The 24,687-nt window shown below is 68.0% G+C and carries 25 protein-coding genes and 2 pseudogenes; 13 read left to right on the top strand and 14 right to left on the bottom strand.

Annotated elements, in window-relative coordinates; translation table 11 throughout:
- Positions 1 to 10: 10 nt before the first annotated feature.
- On the bottom strand, positions 11 to 4,681 hold the full coding sequence (locus tag AB0M65_RS10180; protein WP_364024383.1) for a CARDB domain-containing protein: 4,671 nt from the start codon (positions 4,679 to 4,681) through the stop codon (positions 11 to 13).
- Positions 4,682 to 4,842: 161 nt separating this feature from the next.
- Between AB0M65_RS10180 and AB0M65_RS10175 the strand changes: the two genes are divergently transcribed.
- Positions 4,843 to 5,220: a RidA family protein gene (locus AB0M65_RS10175; RefSeq protein ID WP_364024380.1), complete on the top strand. Its 378-nt coding sequence runs from the start codon at positions 4,843 to 4,845 to the stop codon at positions 5,218 to 5,220.
- A gap of 7 nt (positions 5,221 to 5,227) precedes the next feature.
- Here the strand turns inward: AB0M65_RS10175 and AB0M65_RS10170 are convergent, their stop codons facing one another.
- Positions 5,228 to 5,584, bottom strand: coding sequence for a multicopper oxidase domain-containing protein (locus AB0M65_RS10170; RefSeq protein WP_364024449.1), 357 nt, complete (start codon positions 5,582 to 5,584; stop codon positions 5,228 to 5,230).
- A gap of 154 nt (positions 5,585 to 5,738) precedes the next feature.
- Here AB0M65_RS10170 and AB0M65_RS10165 point away from each other — a divergent pair, with 154 nt between their 5' ends.
- A complete protein-coding gene (locus AB0M65_RS10165; RefSeq protein ID WP_364024377.1) occupies positions 5,739 to 5,987 on the top strand; it encodes a hypothetical protein in 249 nt (82 codons plus the stop codon).
- 56 nt (positions 5,988 to 6,043) lie between these two features.
- Complete coding sequence (locus AB0M65_RS10160; protein WP_364024374.1) at positions 6,044 to 6,631, top strand: hypothetical protein; 588 nt, start codon at positions 6,044 to 6,046, stop codon at positions 6,629 to 6,631.
- A 4-nt stretch (positions 6,632 to 6,635) separates the two neighbouring features.
- On the opposite strand, the gene AB0M65_RS10155 is transcribed toward AB0M65_RS10160, so the two are convergent.
- The 5 genes and pseudogenes from AB0M65_RS10155 to AB0M65_RS10135 all read right to left on the bottom strand — a co-directional run bounded on the left by AB0M65_RS10155 (position 6,636) and on the right by AB0M65_RS10135 (position 10,880).
- Positions 6,636 to 7,550 (bottom strand): SDR family oxidoreductase, encoded by a 915-nt coding sequence (locus AB0M65_RS10155; RefSeq protein WP_364024371.1) that lies wholly within the window; start codon positions 7,548 to 7,550, stop codon positions 6,636 to 6,638.
- 67 nt (positions 7,551 to 7,617) lie between these two features.
- Positions 7,618 to 8,614: pseudogene (locus AB0M65_RS10150) on the bottom strand (ATP-grasp domain-containing protein).
- Positions 8,595 to 9,334 (bottom strand): annotated as a pseudogene (locus AB0M65_RS10145) (class I SAM-dependent methyltransferase). The pseudogenes AB0M65_RS10150 and AB0M65_RS10145 overlap by 20 nt, the downstream one beginning before the upstream one ends.
- Positions 9,335 to 9,421: 87 nt before the next feature.
- Positions 9,422 to 10,279: a CU044_5270 family protein gene (locus AB0M65_RS10140; protein WP_364024368.1), complete on the bottom strand. Its 858-nt coding sequence runs from the start codon at positions 10,277 to 10,279 to the stop codon at positions 9,422 to 9,424.
- Positions 10,272 to 10,880, bottom strand: a complete 609-nt coding sequence (locus AB0M65_RS10135) for an RNA polymerase sigma factor (RefSeq protein ID WP_364024365.1) — start codon at positions 10,878 to 10,880, stop codon at positions 10,272 to 10,274. The genes AB0M65_RS10140 and AB0M65_RS10135 overlap by 8 nt, the downstream gene beginning before the upstream one ends.
- A 145-nt stretch (positions 10,881 to 11,025) precedes the next feature.
- Here AB0M65_RS10135 and AB0M65_RS10130 point away from each other — a divergent pair, with 145 nt between their 5' ends.
- Positions 11,026 to 11,391: a 2-oxoglutarate and iron-dependent oxygenase domain-containing protein gene (locus tag AB0M65_RS10130; protein ID WP_364024362.1), complete on the top strand. Its 366-nt coding sequence runs from the start codon at positions 11,026 to 11,028 to the stop codon at positions 11,389 to 11,391.
- A 117-nt stretch (positions 11,392 to 11,508) separates the two neighbouring features.
- Here AB0M65_RS10130 and AB0M65_RS10125 read toward each other — a convergent pair whose 3' ends face one another.
- On the bottom strand, positions 11,509 to 12,366 hold the full coding sequence (locus AB0M65_RS10125; protein WP_364024360.1) for a DUF11 domain-containing protein: 858 nt from the start codon (positions 12,364 to 12,366) through the stop codon (positions 11,509 to 11,511).
- 154 nt (positions 12,367 to 12,520) lie between these two features.
- On the bottom strand, positions 12,521 to 13,201 hold the full coding sequence (locus tag AB0M65_RS10120; RefSeq protein WP_364024358.1) for a nitroreductase/quinone reductase family protein: 681 nt from the start codon (positions 13,199 to 13,201) through the stop codon (positions 12,521 to 12,523).
- 103 nt (positions 13,202 to 13,304) lie between these two features.
- Here AB0M65_RS10120 and AB0M65_RS10115 point away from each other — a divergent pair, with 103 nt between their 5' ends.
- A complete protein-coding gene (locus tag AB0M65_RS10115) occupies positions 13,305 to 13,739 on the top strand; it encodes a MarR family winged helix-turn-helix transcriptional regulator (RefSeq protein ID WP_364024446.1) in 435 nt (144 codons plus the stop codon).
- An 8-nt stretch (positions 13,740 to 13,747) separates the two neighbouring features.
- On the top strand, positions 13,748 to 14,080 hold the full coding sequence (locus AB0M65_RS10110) for a YciI family protein (protein WP_364024356.1): 333 nt from the start codon (positions 13,748 to 13,750) through the stop codon (positions 14,078 to 14,080).
- Here AB0M65_RS10110 and AB0M65_RS10105 read toward each other — a convergent pair.
- On the bottom strand, positions 14,077 to 14,904 hold the full coding sequence (locus AB0M65_RS10105; protein WP_364024353.1) for a class I SAM-dependent methyltransferase: 828 nt from the start codon (positions 14,902 to 14,904) through the stop codon (positions 14,077 to 14,079). The genes AB0M65_RS10110 and AB0M65_RS10105 overlap by 4 nt on opposite strands.
- Before the next feature lie 142 nt (positions 14,905 to 15,046).
- Here AB0M65_RS10105 and AB0M65_RS10100 point away from each other — a divergent pair, with 142 nt between their 5' ends.
- Positions 15,047 to 15,700 (top strand): NAD(P)H-binding protein, encoded by a 654-nt coding sequence (locus AB0M65_RS10100; RefSeq protein ID WP_364024350.1) that lies wholly within the window; start codon positions 15,047 to 15,049, stop codon positions 15,698 to 15,700.
- A gap of 579 nt (positions 15,701 to 16,279) precedes the next feature.
- Here AB0M65_RS10100 and AB0M65_RS10095 read toward each other — a convergent pair.
- On the bottom strand, positions 16,280 to 17,206 hold the full coding sequence (locus tag AB0M65_RS10095) for a PAC2 family protein (RefSeq protein WP_364024443.1): 927 nt from the start codon (positions 17,204 to 17,206) through the stop codon (positions 16,280 to 16,282).
- 104 nt (positions 17,207 to 17,310) lie between these two features.
- Here AB0M65_RS10095 and AB0M65_RS10090 point away from each other — a divergent pair, with 104 nt between their 5' ends.
- A complete protein-coding gene (locus tag AB0M65_RS10090; RefSeq protein WP_364024348.1) occupies positions 17,311 to 17,865 on the top strand; it encodes a PH domain-containing protein in 555 nt (184 codons plus the stop codon).
- On the top strand, positions 17,862 to 19,382 hold the full coding sequence (locus AB0M65_RS10085) for a PH domain-containing protein (protein ID WP_364024346.1): 1,521 nt from the start codon (positions 17,862 to 17,864) through the stop codon (positions 19,380 to 19,382). Before AB0M65_RS10090 ends, AB0M65_RS10085 begins: the two co-directional genes overlap by 4 nt.
- Here AB0M65_RS10085 and AB0M65_RS10080 read toward each other — a convergent pair.
- A complete protein-coding gene (locus tag AB0M65_RS10080) occupies positions 19,373 to 20,281 on the bottom strand; it encodes an SDR family oxidoreductase (protein WP_364024343.1) in 909 nt (302 codons plus the stop codon). The two genes, AB0M65_RS10085 and AB0M65_RS10080, sit on opposite strands and share 10 nt — an antisense overlap.
- Before the next feature lie 112 nt (positions 20,282 to 20,393).
- On the opposite strand from AB0M65_RS10080, the gene AB0M65_RS10075 reads away from it, so the two are divergent.
- The 4 genes from AB0M65_RS10075 to AB0M65_RS10060 all read left to right on the top strand — a co-directional run bounded on the left by AB0M65_RS10075 (position 20,394) and on the right by AB0M65_RS10060 (position 22,785).
- Positions 20,394 to 21,173, top strand: coding sequence for an IclR family transcriptional regulator C-terminal domain-containing protein (locus AB0M65_RS10075; protein ID WP_364024441.1), 780 nt, complete (start codon positions 20,394 to 20,396; stop codon positions 21,171 to 21,173).
- Positions 21,174 to 21,224: 51 nt separating this feature from the next.
- Complete coding sequence (locus AB0M65_RS10070) at positions 21,225 to 21,716, top strand: GNAT family N-acetyltransferase (RefSeq protein ID WP_364024340.1); 492 nt, start codon at positions 21,225 to 21,227, stop codon at positions 21,714 to 21,716.
- Positions 21,717 to 21,825: 109 nt separating this feature from the next.
- A complete protein-coding gene (locus tag AB0M65_RS10065; RefSeq protein WP_364024337.1) occupies positions 21,826 to 22,020 on the top strand; it encodes a hypothetical protein in 195 nt (64 codons plus the stop codon).
- 660 nt (positions 22,021 to 22,680) lie between these two features.
- Positions 22,681 to 22,785 carry an NPCBM/NEW2 domain-containing protein gene (locus AB0M65_RS10060; protein WP_364024334.1) on the top strand — a complete coding sequence of 35 codons (105 nt, stop codon included), beginning with the start codon at positions 22,681 to 22,683 and terminating at the stop codon, positions 22,783 to 22,785.
- Between the two features lie 416 nt (positions 22,786 to 23,201).
- Here the strand turns inward: AB0M65_RS10060 and AB0M65_RS10055 are convergent, their stop codons facing one another.
- Both AB0M65_RS10055 and AB0M65_RS10050 read right to left on the bottom strand, forming a co-directional pair.
- Positions 23,202 to 23,897 carry a GntR family transcriptional regulator gene (locus AB0M65_RS10055; RefSeq protein ID WP_364024332.1) on the bottom strand — a complete coding sequence of 232 codons (696 nt, stop codon included), beginning with the start codon at positions 23,895 to 23,897 and terminating at the stop codon, positions 23,202 to 23,204.
- A 4-nt stretch (positions 23,898 to 23,901) separates the two neighbouring features.
- Entirely contained in the window at positions 23,902 to 24,687 is a 786-nt protein-coding gene (locus AB0M65_RS10050) for an SDR family oxidoreductase (RefSeq protein WP_364024329.1), read from the bottom strand.

The following is a 24,687-nucleotide window of genomic DNA, read 5'->3' as shown; positions in this document are numbered from 1 at the left end:
GCGCGACCGCTCAGCGGCGGACCCGGCGGCGTCCGTAAAGCAGGAGCCAGGCTCCGGCCAGCAAGGCGGCGAACGCCAGCGCGAGCAGGTCACTGGTGTGCGCACCGGTGGAGGCCAGTGGTCCGGTACCGGGCGGGTGCACCTGGGGTCCCGGGTCGCCGGGTGGTGTCGGAGTCGGCGGCGGCGTCGGCGGTTCACTCGAGGTGATCGGGGTATCTGTCGAGCAGCCGGGTTCGGCCGGGGTCAGGCAGTTGCCGCCGGGTGTGGTGGAGGTGACGGCGTTGCGGAGCCTGCGTCCGCCCGAGTCGAGGGCGGCGGTGACCGAGTACGTCACGACGACCTTCTGTCCCACCGCGAGCATGCCGTGCCAGCGAAGCAGCTTCTCGGTCAACACGACGGATCCGCTCGTGGCCTTCGCGTCACCGTTGTAGGTCGCGGCACGGAGAACGCCGGACAGATCGTCGGTCACGGCCGAGTCGTCGTAGGCGGCGGTGCCGGTGTTGGCGATGGTCAGCGTGTAGGTGACCTTGCCGCCGGGGATGACACCACTCGACGGCGACGCCGTCTTGGCGACGGTCATCGAAAGCACCGGGGTCCGGGTGCCGCAGGCAGGATCCGCCTGCGAAGCGCGGCCGGAGGGCGGGCAGTTGGTCTCTTCGCCGCCCGTGACGACGTTGTCCAGGAAATGGTTCCCGCGCACGGGTTTCGCGACGGTGACCGAGTAAGTGATGGTCGCCGCGGCGCCGGGCGCGATCGTGCCGGTCCAGGTCAGCCGGGGCCCGGTATAGGCGACGGTGCCGATGTCGGCGACGGCGTCATCGTTGTAGGTCGCGTCATCGAGGACCGCGGTGAGATCGTCGGCGATCGTGGCGCCGGGGTAGGGCGCCTGCCCGGTGTTGCGGACGACGACGGTGTAGGTGACCTTGCCGCCCGGTGCCGCGACCGCCGGGGCCGCCGACTTCGTGATGTGCAGCGCGGGGGCGGGCAGTTCGTTGCGGCAGTCAGGGTCGTCGGAGCCGTCCTCGCAATTGGAACCCGTTCCGGTGACCACGTTGATCAGCCGTTTGTCGCCCTTGTTGGTCACGACGACGGTGTAGGTGACGGTGGCCTTCGCACCGGGAGCCAGCGAACCGGTCCAGGTCAGCGTCGGCGTCGTGAAGGCGACGGTGCCGGAATCCGCCTTCGCGTCGTCGTTGTAAGTCGCGTCGTCCAGCACACCGGTGAGGTCGTCGGTGAACGACGCGGCGGGATCCGTTGCCGCACCGATGTTTTCCACGGTGACGGTGTAGGTGACCTCGTCGCCGGTCTTGATCTCTTCGGGGGTGGCCGTCTTGCGGATCTTCAGCGAGGGCAACGGCGTGACCGTCGTGCAGTCCGGGTCGGCCGAATCCGGCGGGCAGTTCCCGTCCGGTGTCCCGGTGACACCGTTGGTCAGTTTCTTGTCGCCGCCGGGTGGGCGGTTCACGGTCACCGAGTAGGTGATCGTCGTGGTGGCGCCGGCCGCGACATCGCCGGTCCAGGTCACCACCGGGGCCGTGTACCCGGTGGTGCCGCCGGTCGCGGTCGCGTCGTCGTTGTAGGTCGCGTCGTCGAGGACGCCGGTCAGGTCGTCGCTGAAGCGGGCCCCAGGATAGGCGGCGGTCCCGGTGTTCTGGACGCGCACGGTGTAGGTGACCCGGTCACCCGGCCGGGGAGCCGCCGGGGAAACGGACTTGGCGATCCGCAGGGCCGCGACGGGGGTGACGGTGGCACAGTCCGGATCTGTCGTCCCGGGCGGGCAGGTCGAGTCCTCGGTTCCGGTCACGGCGTTGCGCAGGGCCCGATCCCCAGTGGGTGGCTTGTTCACGGTCACCGAATAGGTCACGGTGACCATGGCGCCGGCCGGCAGGTCCGCCGTCCAGTTCAGCAGTGGTGCCGCGTAGGTGACGGCACCCGCGGTGGCCCGCGCGTCCTGGTTGTAGGTCGCGTCGTCCAAGGCGCCGCTCAAGTCGTCGGTGAACCGGGCGCCCCGGTAGACGCCGGTGCCGGGATTGCTCGCGGTCACGGTGTATTTGACGACGTCGCCGGGCTTCGCGGTGGCCGGTGCCGCGGTCTTGGCGAGCACCAGCACACCGATCGGCGTATCGGTCGAACAGTCCGGCTCCGCTCCGCCCGGCGGGCAGGTGGAGCCGTCCGGCCCGACGACGGTGTTGGCCAGCCGCCGGTCCCCGGCCGGCGGCTTTCCGATGGTGACCGAGTAGGTGACGGTCACCGTGTCCCCCGCGGCGACGTCACCGGTCCACGTGAGCTTCCGGCCAGGCTCGTCGAAGGTCGTGGCACCGGAGGTCGCGGTGGCGTCACCGTTCCAAGTGGCGTCGTCGAGGACGCCGCTCAAGTCATCGGTGAACGAGGCTTCCGGGTAGGCGGCAGAGCCGGTGTTGGCCACGCGCACCGTGTAAGTGACCTTGTCGCCCGGCATCGCCGAGGTGGGGCTCGCCGTCTTCGAAAGCGTCAGGACGCCGATCGGGGTCACCGTGCGGCAAGCCGGGTCCGTGCTCCCGGGAGGGCAGGTCGAGCCCCCGGGACCGGTGACGGCGTTGCGCAGCACTTTGTCCCCGCCCGGCGGCGTACCGACCTTCACCGAGTAGGTGATCGTGACGGTCTGTCCGGTGGGCACGTCGCCGGTCCACCGCAGTGTCGTGGTCGCGCTGTCGTAGGTGGGCTGGGCCGGGGTGGGGGCGCCGCCCGCCGATGCGGCGGCGTCGCCGTTGTACGTAGCGTCGTCGACGACGCCGGACAGGTCGTCGGTGAGCGTCACGGCGGTCGCGGCCGAACCGTCGAGGGTGCGCGCGGTCAAGGTGTAGGTCACGACGTCGCCGGGTTTGGCCGAGGCCGGAGCCGCGGATTTCGTGATCACCAGGCCGCTGACCGGCTCATCGGTCCGGCAGGCCGGATCGGTACCGCCTTCGGGGCAGGTGGAGCCGTCCGGCCCGACAACGACGTTCGTCAGCCGCTTGTTCCCGCCGGGTGGGTTCGCGACGGTCACCGAGTAGGTGATCGTCACCGTGCTGCCCTTCGCGACGTCGCCGGCCCAGCGCAAGGTCTTGTCGCCGTCGGTGTAGGTCACGACGCCAATGGTCGCGGTGGCGTCCTCGTTGTAGTCCGCGTCATCGACCACATCGGACAGATCGTCGACGGCGGTGGCGTCCGTCCAGTCGGCCGTGCCGTCGTTGGTGAGTTCGACCGTGTAGGTGACCTTCTGGCCGGGCACGGGTTTCTTCGGCGCGGCGCTCTTGACGATCTTCAGCGTCGCCACCGGCACGAGCGCGGCGCACTCCGGGTCAGCCCTGGGTTCGGCGCAGTTGCTGCCAGGAACGGTCACGACGTTGTCGAGCTTCTTGTCCCCGCCCGGCGGAGAGCCGACGGTTACCGAGAAGGTGATCGTCACCGTCGCACCGGCGGCGATCCCGCCGGTCCAGGTCAACCGCTCGCGGTCGGCCGAATAGGTGGGTTTCGCCAGCTCGGTGCCGCCGGAAACGGCTTTCGCGTCGTCGTTGTAGACCGCGTCGTCGACCACACCGGACAAATCGTCGGTGACGACCGTGTCCGGCGCCGGCGCCGTTCCTTCGTTGGCGACGGTGACGGTGTAGGTGGCCTTGTCACCCGGCTTGGCGCTGGTCTTGTCCGCCTTCTTGGTGACCACGAGCCGTTTCGTCAGATCCGGGGCGATCGAACAGCTGGCCAGGTCGGTGATCGCCCACGACCCACCGGATTCCGACGTGATCCGCCCGACCTGATTGGCCTGCGCGTTGCCGCCGGGGACCTGCGTCGAGACGCCCGTGCGGGGATCGACCTTGTACAGGGCGCCGCCGTAGTAGCCGAGGTAGATCGAGTTGTTGAAGAAGGCCATGCCGTAGTTGTTGAATCCGTTGGACGAGCCGGGGCCGGTGATCTTCACCGCCTGGGAGGTCTCGCCGGTGTCCGGGTCGAAGCGGTAGACGTAACTCTGCCCGCCGTAGGTGATCCCGTAGTACACGCCTCCGGAGGAATCGACGAACAGATCCGGCACGAGGGTGCCGCCTGCGAACACCGGATCGTTCGCCGGAACGGGCCTCAGCGTGGATCCGCGGGAATAGGTCTTGGTATTCCCGCTCGCGAGGTCCATCGCGAACAGCACCGGCGCGCCGCCGTTCTGCGCGCCGTAGAGCGCTCCGGTGGCGGGATCGGCGCCGAGTCCGCCCCAGTTCACCCCGGCAGGCAACCGGCGCGGCTGGCCGCCCGCGATCTCGTCGGTGACGGTGTTCGTCCCGGATACGTGCTTGTAGAGAGTGGGGTTTCCGGTGGTATAGCTGGAATAGAAGGCGGCGACCCGGCCCGTGTCCGGATCCTTGCCGAGCGCCATATTCGTCGACCAGTAGTCCGGCAGGCCCGCGCCCGCCCGTTTGCTGATCACCGTGTTCTGGATCTCGGCGTCACCCTCGGCATCCGAACGGAACTGCATACCGGACCGGAAGTTGCTGTAATACAGGTGGTCACAGTCGAACGCCGACGGATCGCTCTCCCCCTGGACCGGCCAGGTGGCCGCCTGCGCGGTGCCCGCCGGGACGAGTCCGGTGAGGACGACGGCGATCGCCGTGCCGAACGCCAGAGCCGTGCGCGAAAAGGTCTTCAGTGCACGGCGCCTGCGCTGCGCGACGACCACGGGGATCCTCCTGGGGAGAAGCGAACTCAACCCGACGCTACAAGCGGAGTCCCGACTCTCAACTCGAAGTCACGAGCACCACCTGAACGTGTCGGATCCTGCCTGGTCGGGTTAACCCGACTTCGGTTTCCCGGATCCGCCGGATGTGCTTGGGTTCGGTCATGACTCAGCGGATGAACATCCCCTCCGGCGGGGATTTCGAGAAGGTGTTCGGCTACAGCCGGGCAGTACGCGTCGACGAGCACATCCACGTTTCGGGGACCACGGCACGCGAGCCGTTCCTCTCCGGAGACGCCTACGAGCAGGCGGCAGCGGTGCTTTCGATCATCGAAACCGCGCTACGGGACGCCGATTCGAGCTTGGCGGCGGTCGTGCGGACCGTCACTTACGTGACCGACATCAAGGACGCCGAACTGGTGGCGCGGGCGCACCACGAAGCCTTCGGCGACGTGCTGCCCGCGGCCACCATGGTCGAGGTTTCGGCGCTGCTCAACCCGAAGATGAAGGTCGAGATCGAGGCCTATGCCATCGAGAAGTAGGCGAATCTCAGCCGCCGTGATGGTGGCCCGCCATCGACAATCGCCGTGGCACGCCGTCTTCGCTACCCGGGGCGACGATGACGAATTGCCCCATCATCCCGTTGTCTTCGTGACGGAGGATGTGGCAGTGGTACATGTACGGGACCGACGGGTCCACGTGGTGACCGAACTCGACGGCGAGCTTCACCTTGGCCAGCTTCGGGACATAGACGGTGTCCTTGAGGCCGCTCAGATAAGCGGGCGGCGGCGCCGAATTGATTTCGAGTACGCGGAAGGCCACCTCGTGGAGGTGGAAGTTGTGCGCGTAGGTCTCGTTGTGGATTTCCCAGATCTCGCGCGCACCGGCGGGGACGACCTCGTCGATCCGCCAAACCCCTGCGGAAGGACGCTCAGCGCAACCGCGACCTGCCGGTCCAGGCCGCCGGATCTGCGAGCTGCGGGCCGCCGATCGCGGCTACAACGAACTGGCCTCGGCGCGACTGCCCCAAGGCGAGGACCGGGAGCGCGGGTACGCGCTGATGACCAGAATCGTCGACCGCGCCAAGGAGAGCGGGGCACTGCGAGCCGATTTCACCCTTGAGGACATGGCCTTCGTGACCTGGGAAATCGCGCGGACGGTGGAGGCGACCGCGGCGGTCCGGCCGGAGGTCTGGCGCCGACACCTCACCCTGCTGCTCGACGGGATGCGTGCTCCCGCCGCGAGCCCGCTTCCCGAACCGCCGTTGCTTCCCGGGGAGCTCGCGCGGCTCATGGGGAATTGTGACTGAACCTCGCGGGCAACCCCGGCCCCCTCCGGAACGTGTTCACCGCGGAGGGAGATCCCATGAAGACGAAAATACTGCTCGCTTCCCTGGCGGGAGCCGTATTCGCGGTGAGCGCCTGTTCGGGCGGGACACCGGAGGCGGCACCCACGACGGTCACCGTCACGCCACCGTCCTCGGCACCCGCACACCCCGCCGAGCCGGACGCGAAGACGGTGGCCTGGCTCGACGGGATGTGCGGAGCGCTCTACGGCTTCGTGAAGGCCAGCAACGATCACGCGAGCAAACAGGGCTCGGGTGTCGAGGTGACGCGCAGCTGGCTGAGCCAGGACCTCGGGGTCCGCGCCGACCTCGCGGGCAAGGTGATCGACGAGCTGAACGCGCTGGCCGCGTCACCGGTCCCGGGTGGCGACGAAGCGAAGAAGTCCATTGTGGACCGCTACACCGCGGCCAGGGACGCGGCGGCCGAAGGGAAGCGGACGCTGGACGCCTCCAAGAGCAAATCCGCGCTTGACGCCGGACTCAAGGCCCTGGACGCGGCACAGAAACCGCTTACGGAGAGCACCGATCCCTTCGCGTCGGTCAAAATGGACAGTCAGGAGATGATGGCCGCCGCCGCGGCCGCCAAGAAATGCGTTCCCTCCTCGTAGCGCGTCAGGCGGGCGGAGTGAACCCGGGTGGCATCGTCATCGGCCGCCCGGTGTTCAGGCCGCCGTCCACCGGCACCGAAGTACCGGTCAGGTAGGCGAAATCCGGGGACGCCAGCGCGAGGACGGCCGCCGCGATCTCCTTGGCCTCGCCCATCCTGGGCAGGCCGTGGACGTTCAGCGGTCCCCACGCCTGCTTGAACTGGGCCCACAGGTCGTCCGGGATACCGGGCGGGCGCACCAGGCGGGTGTCGATCGTGCCGGGGTCGATCGACAGCACCCGGATCCCCTTGGCGCCGTAGTCGAGCGCGGCCGCGCGCACCAGACCCTGTACCGCCCGTTTGCTCGCGGTGTAGGCGGCGTGACCGGGCCGGGTCTGCTCCGCCTGCGCGGACGCGGTGCAGACGATCACCCCACCACCCGCTCGCAGCAGATGCGGGATCTCGTACTTGATCGAGAGGAACACCCCGCGCGCGTTGGTGCGCTGGACGTCCTCCCATTCGTCGACGGTGATCTCGTGCACTGGTTTGCCGAGGTGGATACCGGCGTTGTTGAACGCGATGTCGAGCCTGCCGTACCGGTTGGCGACCCCGTCCACGAACGCCTGTACCTGCTCGGGCACCCGGACATCCGCCTTGAGATACGTCGCTTCACCGCCCGCGCGGCGGATCTCGCGTTCGACCTCGCGGCCGAGTTCCTCGCGCCTGCCGCAGAAACCGACCTTGGCACCGGCCGCGGCGAAGGCGATGGCCGCCTCGCGGCCGATTCCCGACGTGGCACCGGTGACGATCACGACCTTGCCCGCGAAACGGCCCTTGCCTCGCTGAGCCTCCTGCGCCCCGGCGGTGTTCGCGGTCAGCATCGCCACTCCGGCCGCCGCCGCGCCTCCGAGCACCGCGCGCCTGCCCACTGCTTCGCCCACAGTTCCCTCCAGATGGATAGCTTCACTTCCTGAAGCAGAAAGTAGAGCTATCTATCTGAGAGGGTTCTCAAGAATCAATCTCCGGCGTGATCCCGCCCGCCGCGGCGAGCGCGCGTGCAGCGCGAGTTCCGCCGTCGCCCCTTCGGCCAGCACGATCCCGGTGCACGACCGCTGATCCGCCAGATGCCGGATCTCGTCACCGGGGCTCGCCGTCGGTACCACTCCGGCGCGCCGGGCAGTTCCGGCAGCCGATCGAGCCCGGACCATCCCTTCAGGACTCCCTCCGTGGCCGGATACGCCAGCACGAAACCGATTCCCGGGCCGCCGCCGATCTCCTGGGCGAGCAACGCGGGTTCCTCCCCCAGCGCCATCGAGAGCATCGCCCCGCCGATCCGGATGTTGATCTCGACGACCTCCGGACCGTCGGCGGTGAGGACGAATTCGGTATGCGCGAAGCCCTGTGCGTGTCCGACGGCCTTGAGCACCTGCCCGATCCACTCCGCCAGTTCGGCATGCTGGGCATGAGGGAAGGCCACCGGGAACGCGGCGGCTTCCTCGCGCCGCACGGGTTCCGGCGACAACTGGCGGGACAGGATTCCCAGCAACCGGGTTCGTCCTTGCCATGTCACGGTTTCCGCGCTGTAGAGCGGGCCCGCGAAATACGGTTCGGCGATCAGGCGCCCCTTGAGCGGGGTGTCACCGGCTTCCAGCCGGGCTTGTCCGAGTTCGGCGGCGTCGCGGACGAGCCACACCCCACGCGACGACGTTCCCGAGGAATCCTTGACCACCAAGGGAAATTCGAGTTCTTCGGCGACCATGACGGGCACCGTCCTGCCACGGGTGAGCCCGTGGTCGTACAGCAGCACGGTCTGCGCGGCCTGGCCATTCGGCGACAAATAGACGAGGACGCTCATCACGGCCTGGAAGGCGTAGGTGAGCGCGATGCCCGCGATCAGCAACGCGGCGGAAAGCAGGATCACCGGCCCGGTGAGGCGGAGCGGGTGGGCGGTGTCGTCGTCCGGCTCGGCGAACAGGCGGAGGGTTTCAGCCGGCACGTTCACCACGCACGATCAGGCGGCGTGCGTGGTTGTCGTAGGGCGAGCCGTCGAAGTCACCGAAGCACTCGACACCGGTGAAGCCCACCGCCTTGAACAGCGCCTTCAGTTCCGCGGCGCTGTAGAGGAAGGACAGGATCGACGCCTGCTTCGCCTCGCCGTCGCGGACCAGGGTCCAGTCGGTCTTGAGGCGGGTCCAGTCGTCGAGAATGGTGTCGCGCATGAACACCGTGCCGCCGTCGACGTCGACCGCCTTCGGTCGGCCGACCCAGCGGCCAGCACCTCCTTGCCGAGGACGTCGATCAGCAGACGTCCGCCGGGTGCGAGACTGGCGTAGGCGTTTCGCAGCACGGTGAGGTTGTCGCCGGGCTCGGTGAAGTAGCCGAACGACGTGTACATGTTGATGATCAGGTCGTACGCGCCGGGCTCGGTGTACTCGAGCATGTCCGCCTGGATCAGCTTGACGGTGACTCCGGCGTCTTCGCAGGCTTCGCGGGCGCGTTCGAGCATGGCCGGGCTGAGGTCGACACCGGCCACGTCGGCGCCCCGTCTCGCCAGCGGTACGACGTGAATCGCCGGACCGCACGCGAGATCCAGCACGCGCGTACCGTCGGCGACCCGGAGCAACGGCGACGTGGCCATCAGGCGTTCGGCCTCGTCGGCGCGGCTCGGCGGGAACATCACTTCCGCGAAGCCGACCCACAGGTCGTCGTCCTCGTACCAGTGCATCTCACTCCGCTCGCCGGGCCGCACGATTCAGCCCACAAGTCGTCGGAAGCCAACCCGTAACTCAACCACTCACGAGGCCGTGCCGGATCAGGGTTTCTGGCCCACCTTGTCCACGATCCCGTGCGCCACCAGTGCACCGGAGCCGTCGCGCCCGCGGTATTCGTACGTCGCCGGGTCCAGGTAGAACTCCAGCGGCATCCCCCCGGCCGACCAGCTGACGGTCACCGCCGGACGCCCGGCCGGATCCCGCGTCCCGGTGCGCACGCTGAGCTCCGGGATCTTCGACAGTGCCTCGTAAAGCGCCGAGCGCGCCGCGGGGGTCAGGACGCTCTCGATCAGGTTCATCGCCTCGATGTTCATCTCGTGCCCGCCGTTGCCCTCACCGCGGTGATCCTCCCGCAGGTAGGTGAGGACGGCGTCGGGATTCGTCGGCAGGTCCGGGTAGTAGGTGCGGAACGGGAGGCAGTCCCGCGTCCCGCCGCCTTCGTCGGCGGGGAGCGCCCGTTTGCCGTCCCGGCAGCCGGCCGCCGTGCCGACCTGGCCATTCATGTCGAACCGGCCGTCGTGTACACCGTCCACAGAGGACCATTGCTCGTAGTACCAGCCGTCCGCGCGCTGATGCCGCGAATAGACGAACTGATCCGCACGGGGCCGGAGTTCCGGCTGCTCTCGGACGACTTCGGCGGCGACGAGCAGCACGTGCTTCGGCGGCTCGGGGGCGATCCGCGCGGCCGGGCTCAGCGCGACGACCGCGGCTGCCGCGGCGGCGAGGCCGACGGCGACACCACCGGCCCACGCCAGCCGTCGCAGCGGCCGGGGCTTCGGCGGGGCCGGCCGTTCTCCGGCGATCCCGGCCAGCAGGCTTGCCCGCGCGGCGGCCAGGTCTTCGGTGGGCGGGGCGGGGGTCTCGTTCCCGAGCTCCCGCAGCAACTGCATCTCATCCATGGTGGGTGATCTCCTCGTGAGTGGCGGGGTCCGGGAGGTCGAGGACGACCCGGACCTTCTTGCGCGCGCGGTGCAGCCGGGACCGGACGGTGCCGACCGGGATCTCGAGTGCGGCGGCGACCTCGTCGTAGGCCAGTCCCTCCCAGGCGACCAGCAGGAGGACGTCGCGATCGCCGTCGGCGAGCCCGGCCAGCGCCTGGCGGAGCAGCCCGTTCATCGCTTCGGCGGTGACCTGGGCGGCTACGCGCTCGGCATGGCCCTCTTCGGCGTCCTCGACCGGGACTGCGGCGAGCAGCCGCAGCTCACGGGCCTCTTCCCGGCGATGCCTGGCGAGCATGTTGGTCGCGATGCCGTACAGCCACGGCAGCGCGTGCGGTCTGGTGAGGTCGTACTGCTTCCGCGTGCGAAACGCGGCGAGGAACGTCTCCGCCAGCAGATCGTCGGCGATCTGCCGTCCCAGCCGCCGCGCCAGGTACCGCGCGATGGCCGGGCTGTGGCGATCGAAGATCACGGCGAACGTGTCGGGGTCGGCCAGCGACCGCCCGATCACCGCCGCGTCGTCCTCCCCCGGTGAGGACCCCCGCTGTCCTGCAGGACTCATGGACCGCCTTCCGTCGGTGTCCGTCTACATCCCGCTCTTCGCGACCCGGCCCGAACGAGTTCACGTCCGTTCGGGAGGCGCATCCCGCCCGATCGGACGACCACGGAAACTCGATCATCACCCTTTGCCTCACTACCGGCGCGTTATGACACTCGTACCGACGATCGACCTGAGCACCTGGGACGACGGCGACCGGGCGAAGCCGGCGTCAGCGGTTGACGACGCCTTGACCCACGTCGGGTTCCTGCAAGTCACGGGGCACGGAATCCCGCAGGCGACACTCGACGCCATGCGCGAAGCGACCGCCGCCTTCTTCGCGCTGCCGGTCGAGGAGAAGCTCCGGTCCGCCCCTGCCGACCGCGCGTCGGATCGCGGGTACGCCGCCGAAGGCACTGAAGGACCGAGTACGAGGCCGAAGCGCATCGCGTCGCGCAGGTGCTCCTGGAGATCTTCGAGAAGGCCGGGGAAAACCACCGCTGCCGTCGAGTCCTATACGGAAGCCGTGCGATGAGCCTGCCGCAACGGCGTTATCTGACGTCCCGCGCCACTCGCCTCCGCTGACGCGATTCGGCACCTGCTCGCGAAGCGATCGCGAGCAGGTGCCGAATGGCGGTGCGGTACCGGGGTTTTAGCAGCTGAGCAGGAGCGCGGTGATGGCGGTGCAGGACACGGAACCGGTGTTGTTGGCCGCGTTCGGGTCGGTGACGGAACTTTGCGTGATCGCGGCCGTCGTCTTGACCTGGCCGAGAGTCAGCAGACCGGCGGCCGCCGTGAACTTGGCCGTGGCACTGGCACCGGACGCGAGTGACGAGATGTCGCAGTTCACGACCTTCGCGCCGCCCGGGTTCGAGCAGGTGGACGAGCCGGTGAAGCGCAACCCGTTGCCCAGCGTCGACGCGACCCGGATCCCGGACGCCGCGCCAGGCCCCGAGTTCGTGACCTTGACCGTGTACTCGATCGTCGAGGTCAGGATGCCACGCGGGGACGCGGTCACCTTGACGCCGAGATCGGCGGCGTTCGTACCACCGGTGATGGTCAGCACGGGACCGTCGAAGGTCTCGAAACTGTAGTTCTCACCGAGGAACTGGTGCCGCAGGGTCACCGGGCCCAGCGGGGCGTCGTCCTTGATCCGCAGGGTGAACGTCACCTTGCGGGTCTCGCCGGGAGCCACGTTCCCGACCCCGCCGCGGATGCTGACGACGTGGGAGCTGCAGCTGATCGCGCCGGGGCACGAGACGACGTCGGCGATGCTGGTGAGCGGAGTCGGCGCGCTGTAGAGCGTCGCCGCCCCACCCTCGATGGCCGCGTCCGAAAGCTCGTTGTACACCGTGTGCTCGACGGTGAATGTCTGTCCACGTTGGACAGTGGTGGGGCTCACGACCACCGAACTGCTGGGAGGAGCCGCGAGAGCGGGGGCCGGCGCCGCGAGCGTGACGGTGGCCGCGACGGCCACAAGAGACAGGAGTGTGGTTCTGCGAAACCTCATCGGTACTCACAATTCCGGTCGGGGACGTCGCGCCGATCGGTGCGGACAACGATCAGTCGTGAAGGAACGGCCATTCGTTACCGCCGTCTCCTCCCCAGGTGGCCGGACGTCGTCACCCGGTTGGCCCAACCAAAGCGAGTGCATACCGATTCGGTCACGGGCGCGACATCGTGCCGTCCCCCCTGAGCGCCGGGAGCAGATTCGCCTCCTCGTAGGCGAAATGGTCCTCGAGCCCCGCTGCGACCCTTTCGAACTCCTCGCGCAGTGCGGGACTTTCGAGCTCTTCTTTGCCCTGCAACAGTTTGTCGAGATCGAGCAGTGCGCGGGAGACGACCTCATGCTCCTCCCGCAGCCGAGTGAGGGCGGGACCGAGGCCGGGATGGGCCTTCTCGATCGCGGTGAACGCGCCGTCCTCGCGGAGATGGTGCATTCGCAGGCCGTTGCAGAAGGTCACGCAATGCCCGAGCAGTTCACGGTGCAGTGCTTGCGATTCCCCGGGCAGGTGGCCGTCCAATTCGGCCCGCGCGGCCGCCAGCGCCTTGCGCAGTTCCCCGTGATGGACGAGCAGCTGATCGGCGATCGCCCGCCCCCGGACGGCGTCGACCTCCAGTGGATGCAACGCGACACCGCCTTCGAAGGGCACGGCGCGAGCGGCGTGCGGGACACCGTCGATCTCGATCGTCGCTTGCGGGCTCTTCCCGAGATCGCGGTACCACCGAGCTTCGACATCCGGCGCGGGCACCAGGTAGCGGTTCTCCTCCCGCCGGTAGGCGACGCGAGTCGTGCGCGGACGTCCGGTCTCGGCGTCGGCGGTGGTCATCAGCAAGGTTTCCATGACATTCCCCAGGTAGCATCGTCCTGAAAGCTATTTTGCTTTGCAAGCAAAGTCTCTTTGCTTGCAAAGGTATCCAGGGAGGATGGCCGTGTCAACCGAGGACATGGAGGTCGACGACGCCGTCCGGGCCTTGCTGCTGCTCATGCCGCGGATGGTCGGGCGCGCGAAGCGGATCAAAATCCCCGACGAACTCCAGTCGCTGTCGCTGGCACCGCGTCATCTGTCACTGCTGTCGTATTTGCTCTTCGACGGGCCGATGACGGTGAACGAACTGGCCGAACGGCTGGAGGTCGCCCCGACCACGGTGAGCCTGATGATCGGCGAACTGACCAAAAAGGACGTTCTCGACCGGCGCGAGGACGAAGCGGACCGGCGCCGCCGGATAATCGGCATCACCGACCGGATGCGGCCCGCGATCGACGGCTGGCTCGCACAGGGCGCCCGCGCCTGGCAGAAGGCGCTGGCGCCCTTGACACCGGCGCAGCGCCGCTTGTTCATCGATACGCTGCGAGCCTACGAAGACGGGCTCACTGACTAGGAGACACGGTGCGGTATCTGCTCATGCTCTGCGGCGGCGAGTCCGTGGGGGAACCAGCGCTCGACACGGATATCACCGCCCCCTGCCTTGCCTGGGGCGAGGAAATGACGCGACGTGGCCTGCGTGTCGACGGGATGGGCCTGCATCCGCCCGAATCGGCGACGACCGTCCGGGTCCGCGACGGCGAGGCGCTGCTCACCGACGGCCCGTTCGCCGAGACGAAGGAACAGATCGGCGGCATCAACGTCATCGAATGCGCGAGCCGCGAGCAAGCCATCGAAGCGGCCGAAAGCCATCCCTGGGCCGCGATCGGGACAATCGAAGTCCGGGAAATGCGCTAGCCGGTGATCCGGGCCGTGACCTGGTTGTCGGCGTAGGTGTAGGCAACGTATTCGAATTCGACGCCGGTGCGCTCGACGTATTCCAGCCACGCCTTGTGCTCGTGGTTCTGCCAGCCAGGGTAATTGAAGAACTCGTCGAAATGCACGATGCTGCCCGGCCGTAACCGCGGTCCGGCCAGGTCCAGCACGGTTTTCGCCGAGCTGTACAGATCGCCGTCCACATGCAGGAAATCGACGACGCCTTCGTGCTGATCAAGAAAGCCGGGAAGCGTGTCGGCGAAGAGGCCGACGACAAGTTCGGCACCGGGGACGTCCGGCAGATCCTCGCGTGCGAACGAACCGGCGGGCATCCCGTTGAGCCAGTTCTCCGGAAGCCCTTGGAACCAGTCGAATCCGTACGTCTCGGCGCCGCCACGCGCCTTGGCGATCACGCGCAGCGTGTTCCCGCTCGCGACGCCGAACTCCAGCGCCATTCCACCCGACGGGGCAAGGGAAAGCGCGTACGCGAGCGTCTCTTGTGGACGCGCGAAGTGCTTGGTGCCGGTCAGCTGCTCGCGAGCGAAGCGGTTGCTGTCCCGGGCCGCGTCCTGGTCACCGGCGTAAATGATGTCGCGGCGGCTCCGGATTTCGAACTCGATGACCCGGTCGAAACAGCGATCCCCTTGCCGGACGATCTCCGCCCGCAGTTCGGCGGCGACCCGGTTCAATTCCTCGGTATAAGGATCGTGAAAGCGCCGGGCGAGCCGGTGCAGGCCCCGGCCGAACGTGCCGCGGGCAGATCGGCCCAAGGTCTTCAGTGCTGAATGGGGTACCAGGTGACGCATCCCGGGACGATACATCACCACCATTCGGGTGAGCGCGTCCAGAACTCCCGTGGGTCGGTTTCGTTGCGGTAACCGAGGGGTCCGCTCCTACTATCGCGTTCGCCGCCGGTGATCGAGTGCCGGCAACGGAAAAGGGAGCGCCATGAGCAAGATCGTCATCTTCGGGGCCGGCGGACGAGGCGGACGGCGCGCCGTCGCCGAAGCCGTGAGCCGCGGGCATCAGGTGACCGCCGCCGTCCGGGATCCCCGCCGTCACGCGGATCTCGCCGGGAACGACGTCACCCTGATCGCCGCGGACGTCACCGCGGCGGATGACGTCGCGAAGGCGGCCGCCGGGCACGACGCCGCGATCAGTTCCATCTACCGCGCGGATCTGCCGTCACGGGAGTACTACCCCGCCGCCGCGCACGCGCTCATCGACGGCCTCGGCCGGGCCGAGGTCACGAGACTGGTCGTCGTCGGTGTCGGATCCGCGCTGGAGATCTCACCGGGCGTCGCGTTCCACGACCAGCCGGACTGGCCTGCCGAACACCGTGAGTTCTCCCTCGGGCACGCGGCGGAACTGGAGGTCCTCCGCGCGTCCGGCGGTGACTTGGACTGGGTGATCATCGCGCCGCCGCCCGCGATGATCGACGAGCACGCCGACCGCACGGGCGTGTACCGCAGCGGCGACCACCGCGTGCTGCCACGCGCGGAAGACGCCGGGCCATTCTCCTACGCGGATCTCGCGGTCGCGCTGGTCGACGAGATCGAACGACCGAGGCATTCGAGGGAAATGATCGCCATCGACCACTGACCGGGCAACCTTCCGGCGCGGAGATCCGTACGGGATCCACGTACACCTTCGCGACTCGGCAGCTCGGGTGGACTGGCGAGCACCTGGGGTGTCATCGCTTCACTCGACTGGCACTGACCCGCCGCCCCGCGCGTGGGGGTCGTGAGTGTTTTGGGTCGTTAGAACGCAATGCCGCTTAGCTTATATTGAATTTGAAAACCAATTCCAAGACGTCGGCCGTCTGACCAGGGCAAACACTCTAAGGCGGGGCGATCGCGAGACCCTGACCGACTGTCGTCGCCCATAAGAAACCGCAGGTCAAGAGGTTGATCAACTTAAGCTAAGTGGCATTGCGTTAGAACGACCCAAAACACTCACGACAACCCGACCCCTGCGTTCCGGCGCCGCCCTGGCCGCTCCCCAGTACATGAAGGCCCCCTTCCTTGCGCTAGGCGCAAGGAAGGGGCCTTCATGTACTTCCGGAAGGTGTGAAGGTCGAGTTTCCTCGGCTGAGCCGAGGGAAGGGGGCCTTCACGCGCCGTGAGCAGGTGACCAAAGCAAACGCCCCCCAAGACCGACCGCGGCTTCCAGTACGTCGGCCTAACGCTCCGGAGTGCTCCCGCCATAGCCTTCGGGGTCGGCAAGGTAGCGCTCGAACTGGTTCCCCAGCTCCTCCGCGGTCGGCATATGCTCGACCGACTCCGCGAGCAGGCTCTCCTTGTCGGAAGCCTCCATGAACGTGTCGTACTGCCGTTCCAGCGCGCGTACGACGTCGGCGACCTTCTCCGACTCGGCGACCTGCCGGTCGATCTCGGCGTCGGCCTCGCGTGCCGCCTCCCGCAGGTCCCCGTCCGGCAGGTTCAGCCCGGTCGCCTTGGCGACCGCCTCGAGCAGGTGCAGCGCCGCGCTCGGATACGTCGACTCCGCCAGGTAATGCGGCACGTGCGCGGCGAATCCGGCGGCGTCGTGTCCCCACTCACCGAACCGGAACTCCAGCAGCCCGGCGATACTGCCCGGCACCTGCATCCGGTTGGGCAGCGGCCGGTGCTCGCCGACCAGTTCGTCCCTGGTCGCGTGCGCCGTCACGCCGAGCGGGCGCGTATGCGGGGCGCCCATCGGGATGCCGTGGAAACCGACGGTGAGCCGCACGTCCCAGCGTTCGACGAGCCCGCGCACGGCCGCGCAGAAACGCTCCCAGTCGTGGTCCGGTTCCGGGCCGGTGAGCACCAGGAACGGCACGCCGTCGACGTCGTGCAGCAGGTGGACGACCAGCTCGGGAGCGTCGTAGGCCTCCCAGTGGTCGAGGGCGTAGGTCATCGTCGGACGGCGCGAGCGGTAGTCGATGAGCCGGTCGACGTCGAACCGCGCGACCACTCGGTGTTCGGAGGTGTTCAGCAGGTGCTCGGCCACGAGCTTGCCCGCCGAACCCGCGTCCATGAACCCGTCGAAGTAGTGCAGCAGCACGGCCCCGCCGAGGTCGGGGACGTCCGAGTCCACCTCGTACAGGTCCTCCGGGTCCAGTGCCACCAGATCCTCCAGCTTTCGTACGTACAACCGGCCATAGGTGGCAACGCCCCGATAGGGGGTATCCATTCCGCCGACGGTGGCGCGATCTTATCGGTCCGTGACAGGTGTCGTGGGCGGTCCGTACCCCGGTGGTGCAAGCTCGAGGGGTGACTGAGGAAACAACCGTGCCGGAAACGCTCAGCCTGCGCCCGCCCGCCCACCGCGTCAGCCGTCGTGCCATCGGGTACTGGACGGTGTGGGCGGCGGTCGGCTGGGTGGTGCTCATCGGCGGCCAGACGGTGTTCGTGCTCACGAGCGACGACGCGCCGACGTGGCTCACGGTGACGCTGACGATCTCCTGCGTACTAGCGCCACTGCATTTGGTGGTGATGCCGCAGTGGCGCTTCCGGATCCACCGCTGGGAGGTCACCGGTGAAGCCGTGTACACCCAGGAAGGCTGGCTCAAGCAGGAGTGGCGGATCGCGCCGATCTCGCGGATCCAGACCGTCGACATCGAACGTGACCCGGTCGAGCAGCTGTTCCGGCTGGCGAAGATCACCGTGACGACGGCGTCGGCCGCGGGTCCGGTGAAGATCGCCGGCCTCGATCACACCGAGGCGCTGGCCTTGGCCGCGGAACTCACGAAGACCACCCAGGCCGGCCGCGGTGACGCGACATGAGCGTCGAGACCCCGGCCGTGACACCTGAGCTCGATCACTGGCATCGGCTGGACCGCCGGATGCTGCTGATCCGGCCGGTACTCGACCTCGTCAAATCGCTCCCGGTACTGGTCGGGACGGTGATCCTCGGCCGAGGCAACGACTGGGAGTGGTTCGGGCTTGGCATCACCGCGCTGACCGTGCTCATCGGTGTCTCGCATGTGCTCACGTCGCGCTACCGCATCGCCGACGGCCAGGTGGAATGGACCACCGGACTGTTGCTGCGCAAGCATCGCGCCATCCCGCTGGACCGCATCCGCACGGTGGACGTCACCTCGGAGCCGAAGCACCGGCTGTTCTCCCTCAGTGCCGTGCGCATCGGCACCGGACGGCATTCATCGGCACAGGGCGCGAACAAGGACCAGCTGGTCCTCGACGCCGTCAGCCAGACAGAGGCGCATCGGCTGCGCACGGTTCTCTTGCACCGCAAGGAAGTCGTCACCGAGTCCGCGCCGCCGCCGGAGCAGGTCGTGGCCGAGGTCGACCGGAAGTGGTTGCGGTACGCGCCGTTCACGCTGTCCGGGCTCGCCGTGGTGGGTGCCGTATTCGCCGCTGTCTGGCATTTCGCGCACCAGCTGAACATCGACCCGGAGACCGTCGGGCCGCTGCGGGACCTCATGGACGATCTGGCGAATACCGCGGTGTGGCTGATCGTCGTGATCGCGGCGGTCGCCCTGCTGGTGGTCGTTTCCCTGCTTTCCGTCGGCGGCTACGTGCTTTCGTTCTGGAACTTCCGGCTCACCAGGGAAACGGAAGGCACCCTGCACGTCCGGCGCGGGCTGATCACCACCCGTTCGGTTTCCATCGAAGAGGAGCGGCTTCGCGGCGTCGAGGTGAAGGAACCGTTGCCGCTGCGGATCGCGGGCGGGGCACGGCTCACCGCGATCGCGGGCGGGCTGCGCGAGGGCAAGGGCGGTGACAAGGGCGGCGGTCTCCTGCTGCCGCCCGCGCCGGTCGGCCGGGTCCACGAGGTCGCGGCCGAGGTGCTGCGTGAGAACGTCGACCCGGCGACGGTGCCGTTGGCGAGGCATCCGCGGCGGGCGCTGGCACGGCGGCTCACCCGGGCCGTCAACGGCGTGCTGATACTGGCGGCGGCGCTGTTCGGCCTGGCGTGGATCGATTTCCTGCCCTCGTGGATGTGGCAGGCCGCACTCGTCATGGTGCCGTTGGCCGCACTCGTCGGCTGGGACCGCTACCGCAACCTCGGCCACGCGATCGTCGGCCGATACCTGGTCAGCCGCTCCGGTTCGCTGGCGCGGGCGACCGTGGCGATCCGGCGCGAAGGGCTCATCGGGATTGTCGTCAGCCGCTCGTTCTTCCAGCGCCGCGCCGGGCTGATCACCGTGACCGCCCCGATCGCCGCCGGCAAGGGTGCCTACCAGGTGGTCGACGTCGGCGAAGCGGACGGGCTGGCGATGGCGGAGCAGGCAGCGCCCGGCCTGCTCACGCCGTTCCTCGTGCGCACGCCTCAGCGGTAGCCGGTGACGTCCGCCGGTTTACCCGCGTCCTGGACCTCGACCAGGTACCGCCAGCAGTCGGGGCGGCTGCCGTCGAGGTCGGTGAAGCCGTATTCCTTCGCCAATTCGCCACTGGAAACCGATTTCCCGTTCCAGCGGGCCACGTCGGCGTCGGCGGCCAGTGCGGCGACCGCGCGGCCGACGAACGCCGGGCTTTCGGAAATCGCGAAATGCGGCTGCACCTTCGTCGCGTCACGCCAATTCTCTTCGGTGACCTGATAGGCGTCGAGCATCGCTTCCGAACGCAGCCATCCCGGCGTGACCGCCACCGCGGTACCGCCATGCGGTTCCAATTCGTGCGCGAGTGCGAACGCCATCCTGTTCACGGCCGTCTTGGCGAGGTCGTAGAAGAACGAGACCCGGTAGTTCCCGGAGTTGTACTCGGTGGTCCCGTCATTGACCTCGACGACCAGCCCGCCCGGTTTCCTGATCATGAGCGGGAGCGCGAAATGGCTGGTGATCGCGTGCGTGTCGATCGCCAGCCGCAGGGTGCGCAGCCCGGTGTCCAAAGTGGACTCCCAGACCGTTTTGTTCCATTCGATGGGTGCGCCGTAGATATCGTTGACCAGAATGTCCAGCGCGCCCTGCTCGGCGTCGATCCGGGCCACCAGTTCGCGAACCTCGTCCGCCACCAGGTGATCCACACCGACCGCGATCCCGTGCCCGCCCGCTTCGCCGACGAGCGCCGCGGTCTCCTCGATCGTCTCCGGACGATTCATTTCCGATCTCTTCGAACCCGTGCTGCGACCGGTCACGTAAACCGTCGCCCCGGCGGCACCCAGCCGCACCGCTATTCCCCGCCCGGCGCCGCGAGTCGCTCCGGCAACCAAGGCGATCTTGCCTGCCAATGGCTTTTCCATGGTCTGAACCTAGCAAGAAGTCCGCGTGTTCATGGACCAAAGACCCTGGTCGACAATTCACACAATGTGCTACTTTCTTGACTCTTTGTGATTGCCCCGGCGAGAGGTCGAGATGACGCCTGCCGCACGATCCCTGGACACCACCGCTCCCCCGAAACGCACCCCAGGCGCCAGCAGCTCACGCAAGGTACTGCAGCTGCTGCTTTCGTTTTCCGAACGCCGCTCGGACGCGAGTGTCGCCGAACTCGCCGCGATGATCGGCACCCCCGTCGCCACGACGTACCGCTACGTCGCGCTGCTGAAGGAACTCCAGCTACTGGAGGAGGGCAAGACCGGCCGCTACCACGTGACGAGCCAGGTGATGCCGCTCGCGCGGGCCGCGCAGCTGGCCAACGATCTGGCCAGGCTGGCGCGCCCCGCCATGGAGGAGGCGGCACGCGATCTCGGCGAGACCGTCCTGCTGTTCCAGCATTTCGGCGATGCCGCGGTTTGCGCGGACCGGGTCGAATGCGAACGCGCGATGCGGTTCACCTTCCAGCCCGGCCATTCCGTCCCGCTCGGCGCGGGCGCGTCGGGCAAGATGCTGCTCGCCATGCTGCCGGAGGGCGAACGCGAAAGACGGCTCTCGTCGATCGTCCAGCGTCGCGGGCCGAGTCTGCGGGAAGAAGTCAAACGCGCCGGTATCAACCGGTATTCGGTCAGCTGGGGCGAATTGGACGACGGCGTCTGGTCGTGTTCGGTCCCGATCCCGAGCTCCGGGCACCGGCCCGCGGTACTGAGCCTCGCCGCCCCGGCGACCCGGATCAGCGACGACGCGAAACGGGCCGCCATCGTCGCGCTCCAGACGTACGCAGGCAGGATCCAGCGGGCCGTTTCGTCGTTTTCCCTCTGACATGGGGGTAAATGGCGCGCTTTCGCGTCGAGGGCGGGGTAGAACTCGATCGTGATCCGACCAGCCACCACCGAAGATCTGCCCGCGCTCCAGGACATCGAAAGCGCCGCGGGCGAACCGTTCCGCGCGCTCGGCATGGAAGCGATCGCCGACGACGATCCGCCGTCGATCGCGGACCTCGCGGCTTATCAGTGCGCGGGCCGGGCGTGGGTGTTCGACGACGACGGCCCGGTGGCGTACCTGCTCGCCGACGTCGTCGACGGCCACGGCCACATCGAGCAGGTGTCCGTCCATCCGGACCACGCGCGACGCGGCCTCGGCCGACGGCTGATCGAGCACGCCGCCGCGTGGGCGGCACGCGAAGGCCTCGCGGGACTGACGCTGACGACCTACGCCGAGGTGCCGTGGAACGCGCCGTACTACGCCCGGCTCGGCTTCGTCACCCTCGGCGAGGACGAGCTCACCGAGGGCCTGCGGGCCATTCGCGCCCACGAAATCGCCCGTGGCCTGGACGGTTGGCCGAGGGTGACCATGCGGAGATAACCCTGGCGGGGGGTTGGGTTGGCGGCGTCTATCGAACGTGTGTTCTACTTTGCGCGCCGGCCCCGGAGGGGGAAGCTCCGTGGGCCGGCACCGGACTCAGGAGGCACGGATGGCGGTCAAGATCACCCATCTCACCAATGGCCAGCAGGTGCGCTTCGCCAACGCGGACGGCGCCCGCCGCTACGCCGAGATCATCGGTGGCGGAGTCGACAAATGGCGATTCACCGTGGTCAGGGGGCATGAGTACCCGGAATTGTCGGGGCGGGTGGTTAATGTGCCGGTATGGCGCATGACTTCCAGGTAACCGAAGGACCCGGGGGTGACGAACTCGGCCTCTCGTGAGGCGGGCCTACGCGGGCCTGTCGCACTGGGGGTGTCATGAAGGGATCTGGTCCCGTCGGCTGAGCCCTTCATGACCCGAGCGAGTGGCCCTCGTGCACGTCACGCTTCGCTCGCGGAGCGTGATGACGTGAAGGGGCCTTTCATGGCGAGTTTGCCGTGAAAGGCCCCTTCATCGCGTTGGGTCGGTCATCGAGGGTTGTCCCCGCGCCACGTGACGTAAGTCGGTGGTGGCAGCGGTCTCGCCGGGCCGACCCTGACAGCCCTTGACTATCCACAAAGGACACTTTTGGCGGCAGAATGCCCGAGCGGACTCTTCAGGGGGCCTGACACCGCACTCGCGTGCTCAGACCCCGCACACCGAGTTCGGCATCCAGCACGTGAGATCCGTCTTCAAGCACGCGAGTGACGTGCTCAAGCACGCGAGTCACGCCTTCAAGCACGCAAGTCACGCCTTCAAGCACGCGAGTCACGCCTTCGCTCTGGCCGCCAACCCCCGCGAACAAAGTCGGTCACAGCAAGCCCAGGCACCACGCCACGTTTGCCTTACCCCTCAATAAGTCAGCCGGTCCAGTGCGCGCGGCAGGGCCGAAGCGAGCGCGGGCAGGCCGCTCAGCCGCTTTCCGTGCCGCTGGGCGGGGTCCAGGTACTCGACCTGGTCGTCACCGACGGTGGGGACGGCGTCGATTCCGATCACGCGGACTGGGCCGCGGCGGCGTTGACCTGCTGACGTGCCCTGGGTCGCGAGGTCGTGAGTCGGTGCTCAAACCTGTAACACGCGTGCTTGAGCACGTAACTCGCGTGCTCAGGAACGGAACACGTGCCTGGATGCCGAACTCGGGTGTGCGGCGTCTGAGCACGCGAGTGCGGTGCGGCACCGACCCAAGGCACCGCCTCGCCCGAGGCACCACGTTGCCTTACCCCTCAATAACCCCAATCACCACTTACGACCCGCCGGGCAGGCCTCCCTGCTGCGGCAAGGGGCGAGCCGACCGCCCGCCGCACAGATGTCCTGAAGGCCCCCTTTCAGACGTTGAACGTCTCAAAGGGGGCCTTCAGGACATCATGGGCACGGACAGCACGGGCACGTTTTGCGGGCAGGAGTTTGCGGGCGGGAGTCCTGCACACAACCAGTGCCACAAACCGTCACGGGCCCCGGCGGTCGTAAGCGGCCAGAAGCTGCTTCTCCGCATCCCGCAGGTACTTCTCCAACGCCGTCTCCGCGGGCCCGAACCGCCCGCGTTCCAGGTCGCGCAGGATCCGCTCGTGCCGTTCCAAAAACGGCTCGAAGAACGTACGCGTGTTCTCCGCCAGTACGAAGAAGAGCCGCGTCTCCGCCAGCACTAGACGCATGGTCGTGCTGACCCGCTCGCTGCCCGCCAGGTCGCCGAGCGCCTGGTGGAACGCGATGCTCGCGGTCCCGACGGCCTGCCAGTCGCCTTCGCCGGCCGCGGCACGGCCTTCCCGTACCGCCAGCCCGACGGCGGAGAGATCCACAGTGGACAGTTCTGCCGCGCGCCGAAGCGCACCGCATTCGGTGACCCGGCGCATGAGGTAGAGATCCGCGATGTCCCGCGCGGTCAGTTCCCGCACGAACACACCGCGGTTGAGTTCGTGCACGGCCAGCCGTTCGTGCGCGAGCAGCTGGAAAGACTCGCGCAGGGTGTTGCGTGAGACGCCGAGCGCCGCGCTGATCGACGGCTCGGAAAGCCGCGTCCCCGGCGGGAAGACGCCTTCGGTGATGCGCTGGCGCAAGATCTCGGCGACCCGCTCCGCCGTCCCGCTCCGTTCGAGCAGGTACCGGTCGCCCGAAAGCTTCCTTTCGGCGGCAGGAGTGGACATGGCGTTACCTGACGCCGAGTTCGAAATCGAGACTGTACCGGTTCCCCGGCATGGCACCGGCGGCCTTCGCGCCGTCGATCGGGAGCGCGACCCCGTTGATGAACCGGGATTCGTCGCTGGCCAGGAAGACGACGGCCTTCGCGACTTCCCATGCCTCGCCGACCCGCCCGGCGGGTGTGCTCGCGACCAGTTGGTGCTGTTTGGCTTCGAAGTCCTCTTGCGACGCGAGGGTGCCACGCAGCATGTCGGTGTCGATCGCGCCCGGGTTGACCGTATTCGCCCGGATGCCCTGGTGCGCGTGCGCGACGGCGAGGGATTTCGTCATCCCGACCAGTGCGTGTTTGGTGGCGTTGTACACCGGGTCACCGGGGCGGCCCATCACACCGCCGTTGGACGACGTCGTGATGATGCTGCCCGCCTTCCGCTCGATCATCCCCGGCAGCACCGCCCTGATCCCGAGGAAGGCGGCACGCACGTTCAGCGCGAAGATGTTGTCGAACTCCGCCAGCGTGGTTTCGGCCAGTGGTTTCCCGAGGTGGATGCCGACGTTGTTGAAGAGTACGTCGATCCGGCCGGTCGCGGCCAGCACGCCGCGGACGAACTCGTCGACCTGCCCCTCGTCCGTGGCGTCCACAAGGGAATGTTCGGCGCCCTCGACCGCTTCCGCCTGCTCGCGGATATCGCTCGAATACACGGTCGCGCCCTCGGCGACGAACTCCTTCACGGTGGCGAGCCCGATTCCCCTCGCCCCGCCGAAGACCACCGCGACCTTGCCTGCCAGCCGACCCAT

It is taken from the genome of Amycolatopsis sp. NPDC051071 (assembly GCF_040682875.1).
Taxonomy (GTDB): domain Bacteria; phylum Actinomycetota; class Actinomycetes; order Mycobacteriales; family Pseudonocardiaceae; genus Amycolatopsis.
Note: the sequence above shows the minus strand (reverse complement) of the source record. Positions and strands in the feature narration are given on the sequence as shown.

What these genes read in the sequence shown, in the direction of transcription:
- AB0M65_RS10175 (WP_364024380.1), top strand. Translation starts at nt 4,843, where the DNA reads ATGACTCAGCGGATGAACATCCCCTCCGGCGGGGATTTCGAGAAGGTG.
- AB0M65_RS10165 (WP_364024377.1), top strand. Translation starts at nt 5,739, where the DNA reads ATGACCAGAATCGTCGACCGCGCCAAGGAGAGCGGGGCACTGCGAGCC.
- AB0M65_RS10160 (WP_364024374.1), top strand. Translation starts at nt 6,044, where the DNA reads ATGAAGACGAAAATACTGCTCGCTTCCCTGGCGGGAGCCGTATTCGCG.
- AB0M65_RS10140 (WP_364024368.1), bottom strand. Translation starts at nt 10,279, where the DNA reads ATGGATGAGATGCAGTTGCTGCGGGAGCTCGGGAACGAGACCCCCGCC.
- AB0M65_RS10135 (WP_364024365.1), bottom strand. Translation starts at nt 10,880, where the DNA reads ATGAGTCCTGCAGGACAGCGGGGGTCCTCACCGGGGGAGGACGACGCG.
- AB0M65_RS10130 (WP_364024362.1), top strand. Translation starts at nt 11,026, where the DNA reads ATGACACTCGTACCGACGATCGACCTGAGCACCTGGGACGACGGCGAC.
- AB0M65_RS10125 (WP_364024360.1), bottom strand. Translation starts at nt 12,366, where the DNA reads ATGAGGTTTCGCAGAACCACACTCCTGTCTCTTGTGGCCGTCGCGGCC.
- AB0M65_RS10120 (WP_364024358.1), bottom strand. Translation starts at nt 13,201, where the DNA reads ATGGAAACCTTGCTGATGACCACCGCCGACGCCGAGACCGGACGTCCG.
- AB0M65_RS10115 (WP_364024446.1), top strand. Translation starts at nt 13,305, where the DNA reads ATGGAGGTCGACGACGCCGTCCGGGCCTTGCTGCTGCTCATGCCGCGG.
- AB0M65_RS10105 (WP_364024353.1), bottom strand. Translation starts at nt 14,904, where the DNA reads ATGCGTCACCTGGTACCCCATTCAGCACTGAAGACCTTGGGCCGATCT.
- AB0M65_RS10100 (WP_364024350.1), top strand. Translation starts at nt 15,047, where the DNA reads ATGAGCAAGATCGTCATCTTCGGGGCCGGCGGACGAGGCGGACGGCGC.
- AB0M65_RS10085 (WP_364024346.1), top strand. Translation starts at nt 17,862, where the DNA reads ATGAGCGTCGAGACCCCGGCCGTGACACCTGAGCTCGATCACTGGCAT.
- AB0M65_RS10080 (WP_364024343.1), bottom strand. Translation starts at nt 20,281, where the DNA reads ATGGAAAAGCCATTGGCAGGCAAGATCGCCTTGGTTGCCGGAGCGACT.
- AB0M65_RS10075 (WP_364024441.1), top strand. Translation starts at nt 20,394, where the DNA reads ATGACGCCTGCCGCACGATCCCTGGACACCACCGCTCCCCCGAAACGC.
- AB0M65_RS10065 (WP_364024337.1), top strand. Translation starts at nt 21,826, where the DNA reads ATGGCGGTCAAGATCACCCATCTCACCAATGGCCAGCAGGTGCGCTTC.
- AB0M65_RS10055 (WP_364024332.1), bottom strand. Translation starts at nt 23,897, where the DNA reads ATGTCCACTCCTGCCGCCGAAAGGAAGCTTTCGGGCGACCGGTACCTG.
- AB0M65_RS10050 (WP_364024329.1), bottom strand. Translation starts at nt 24,687, where the DNA reads ATGGGTCGGCTGGCAGGCAAGGTCGCGGTGGTCTTCGGCGGGGCGAGG.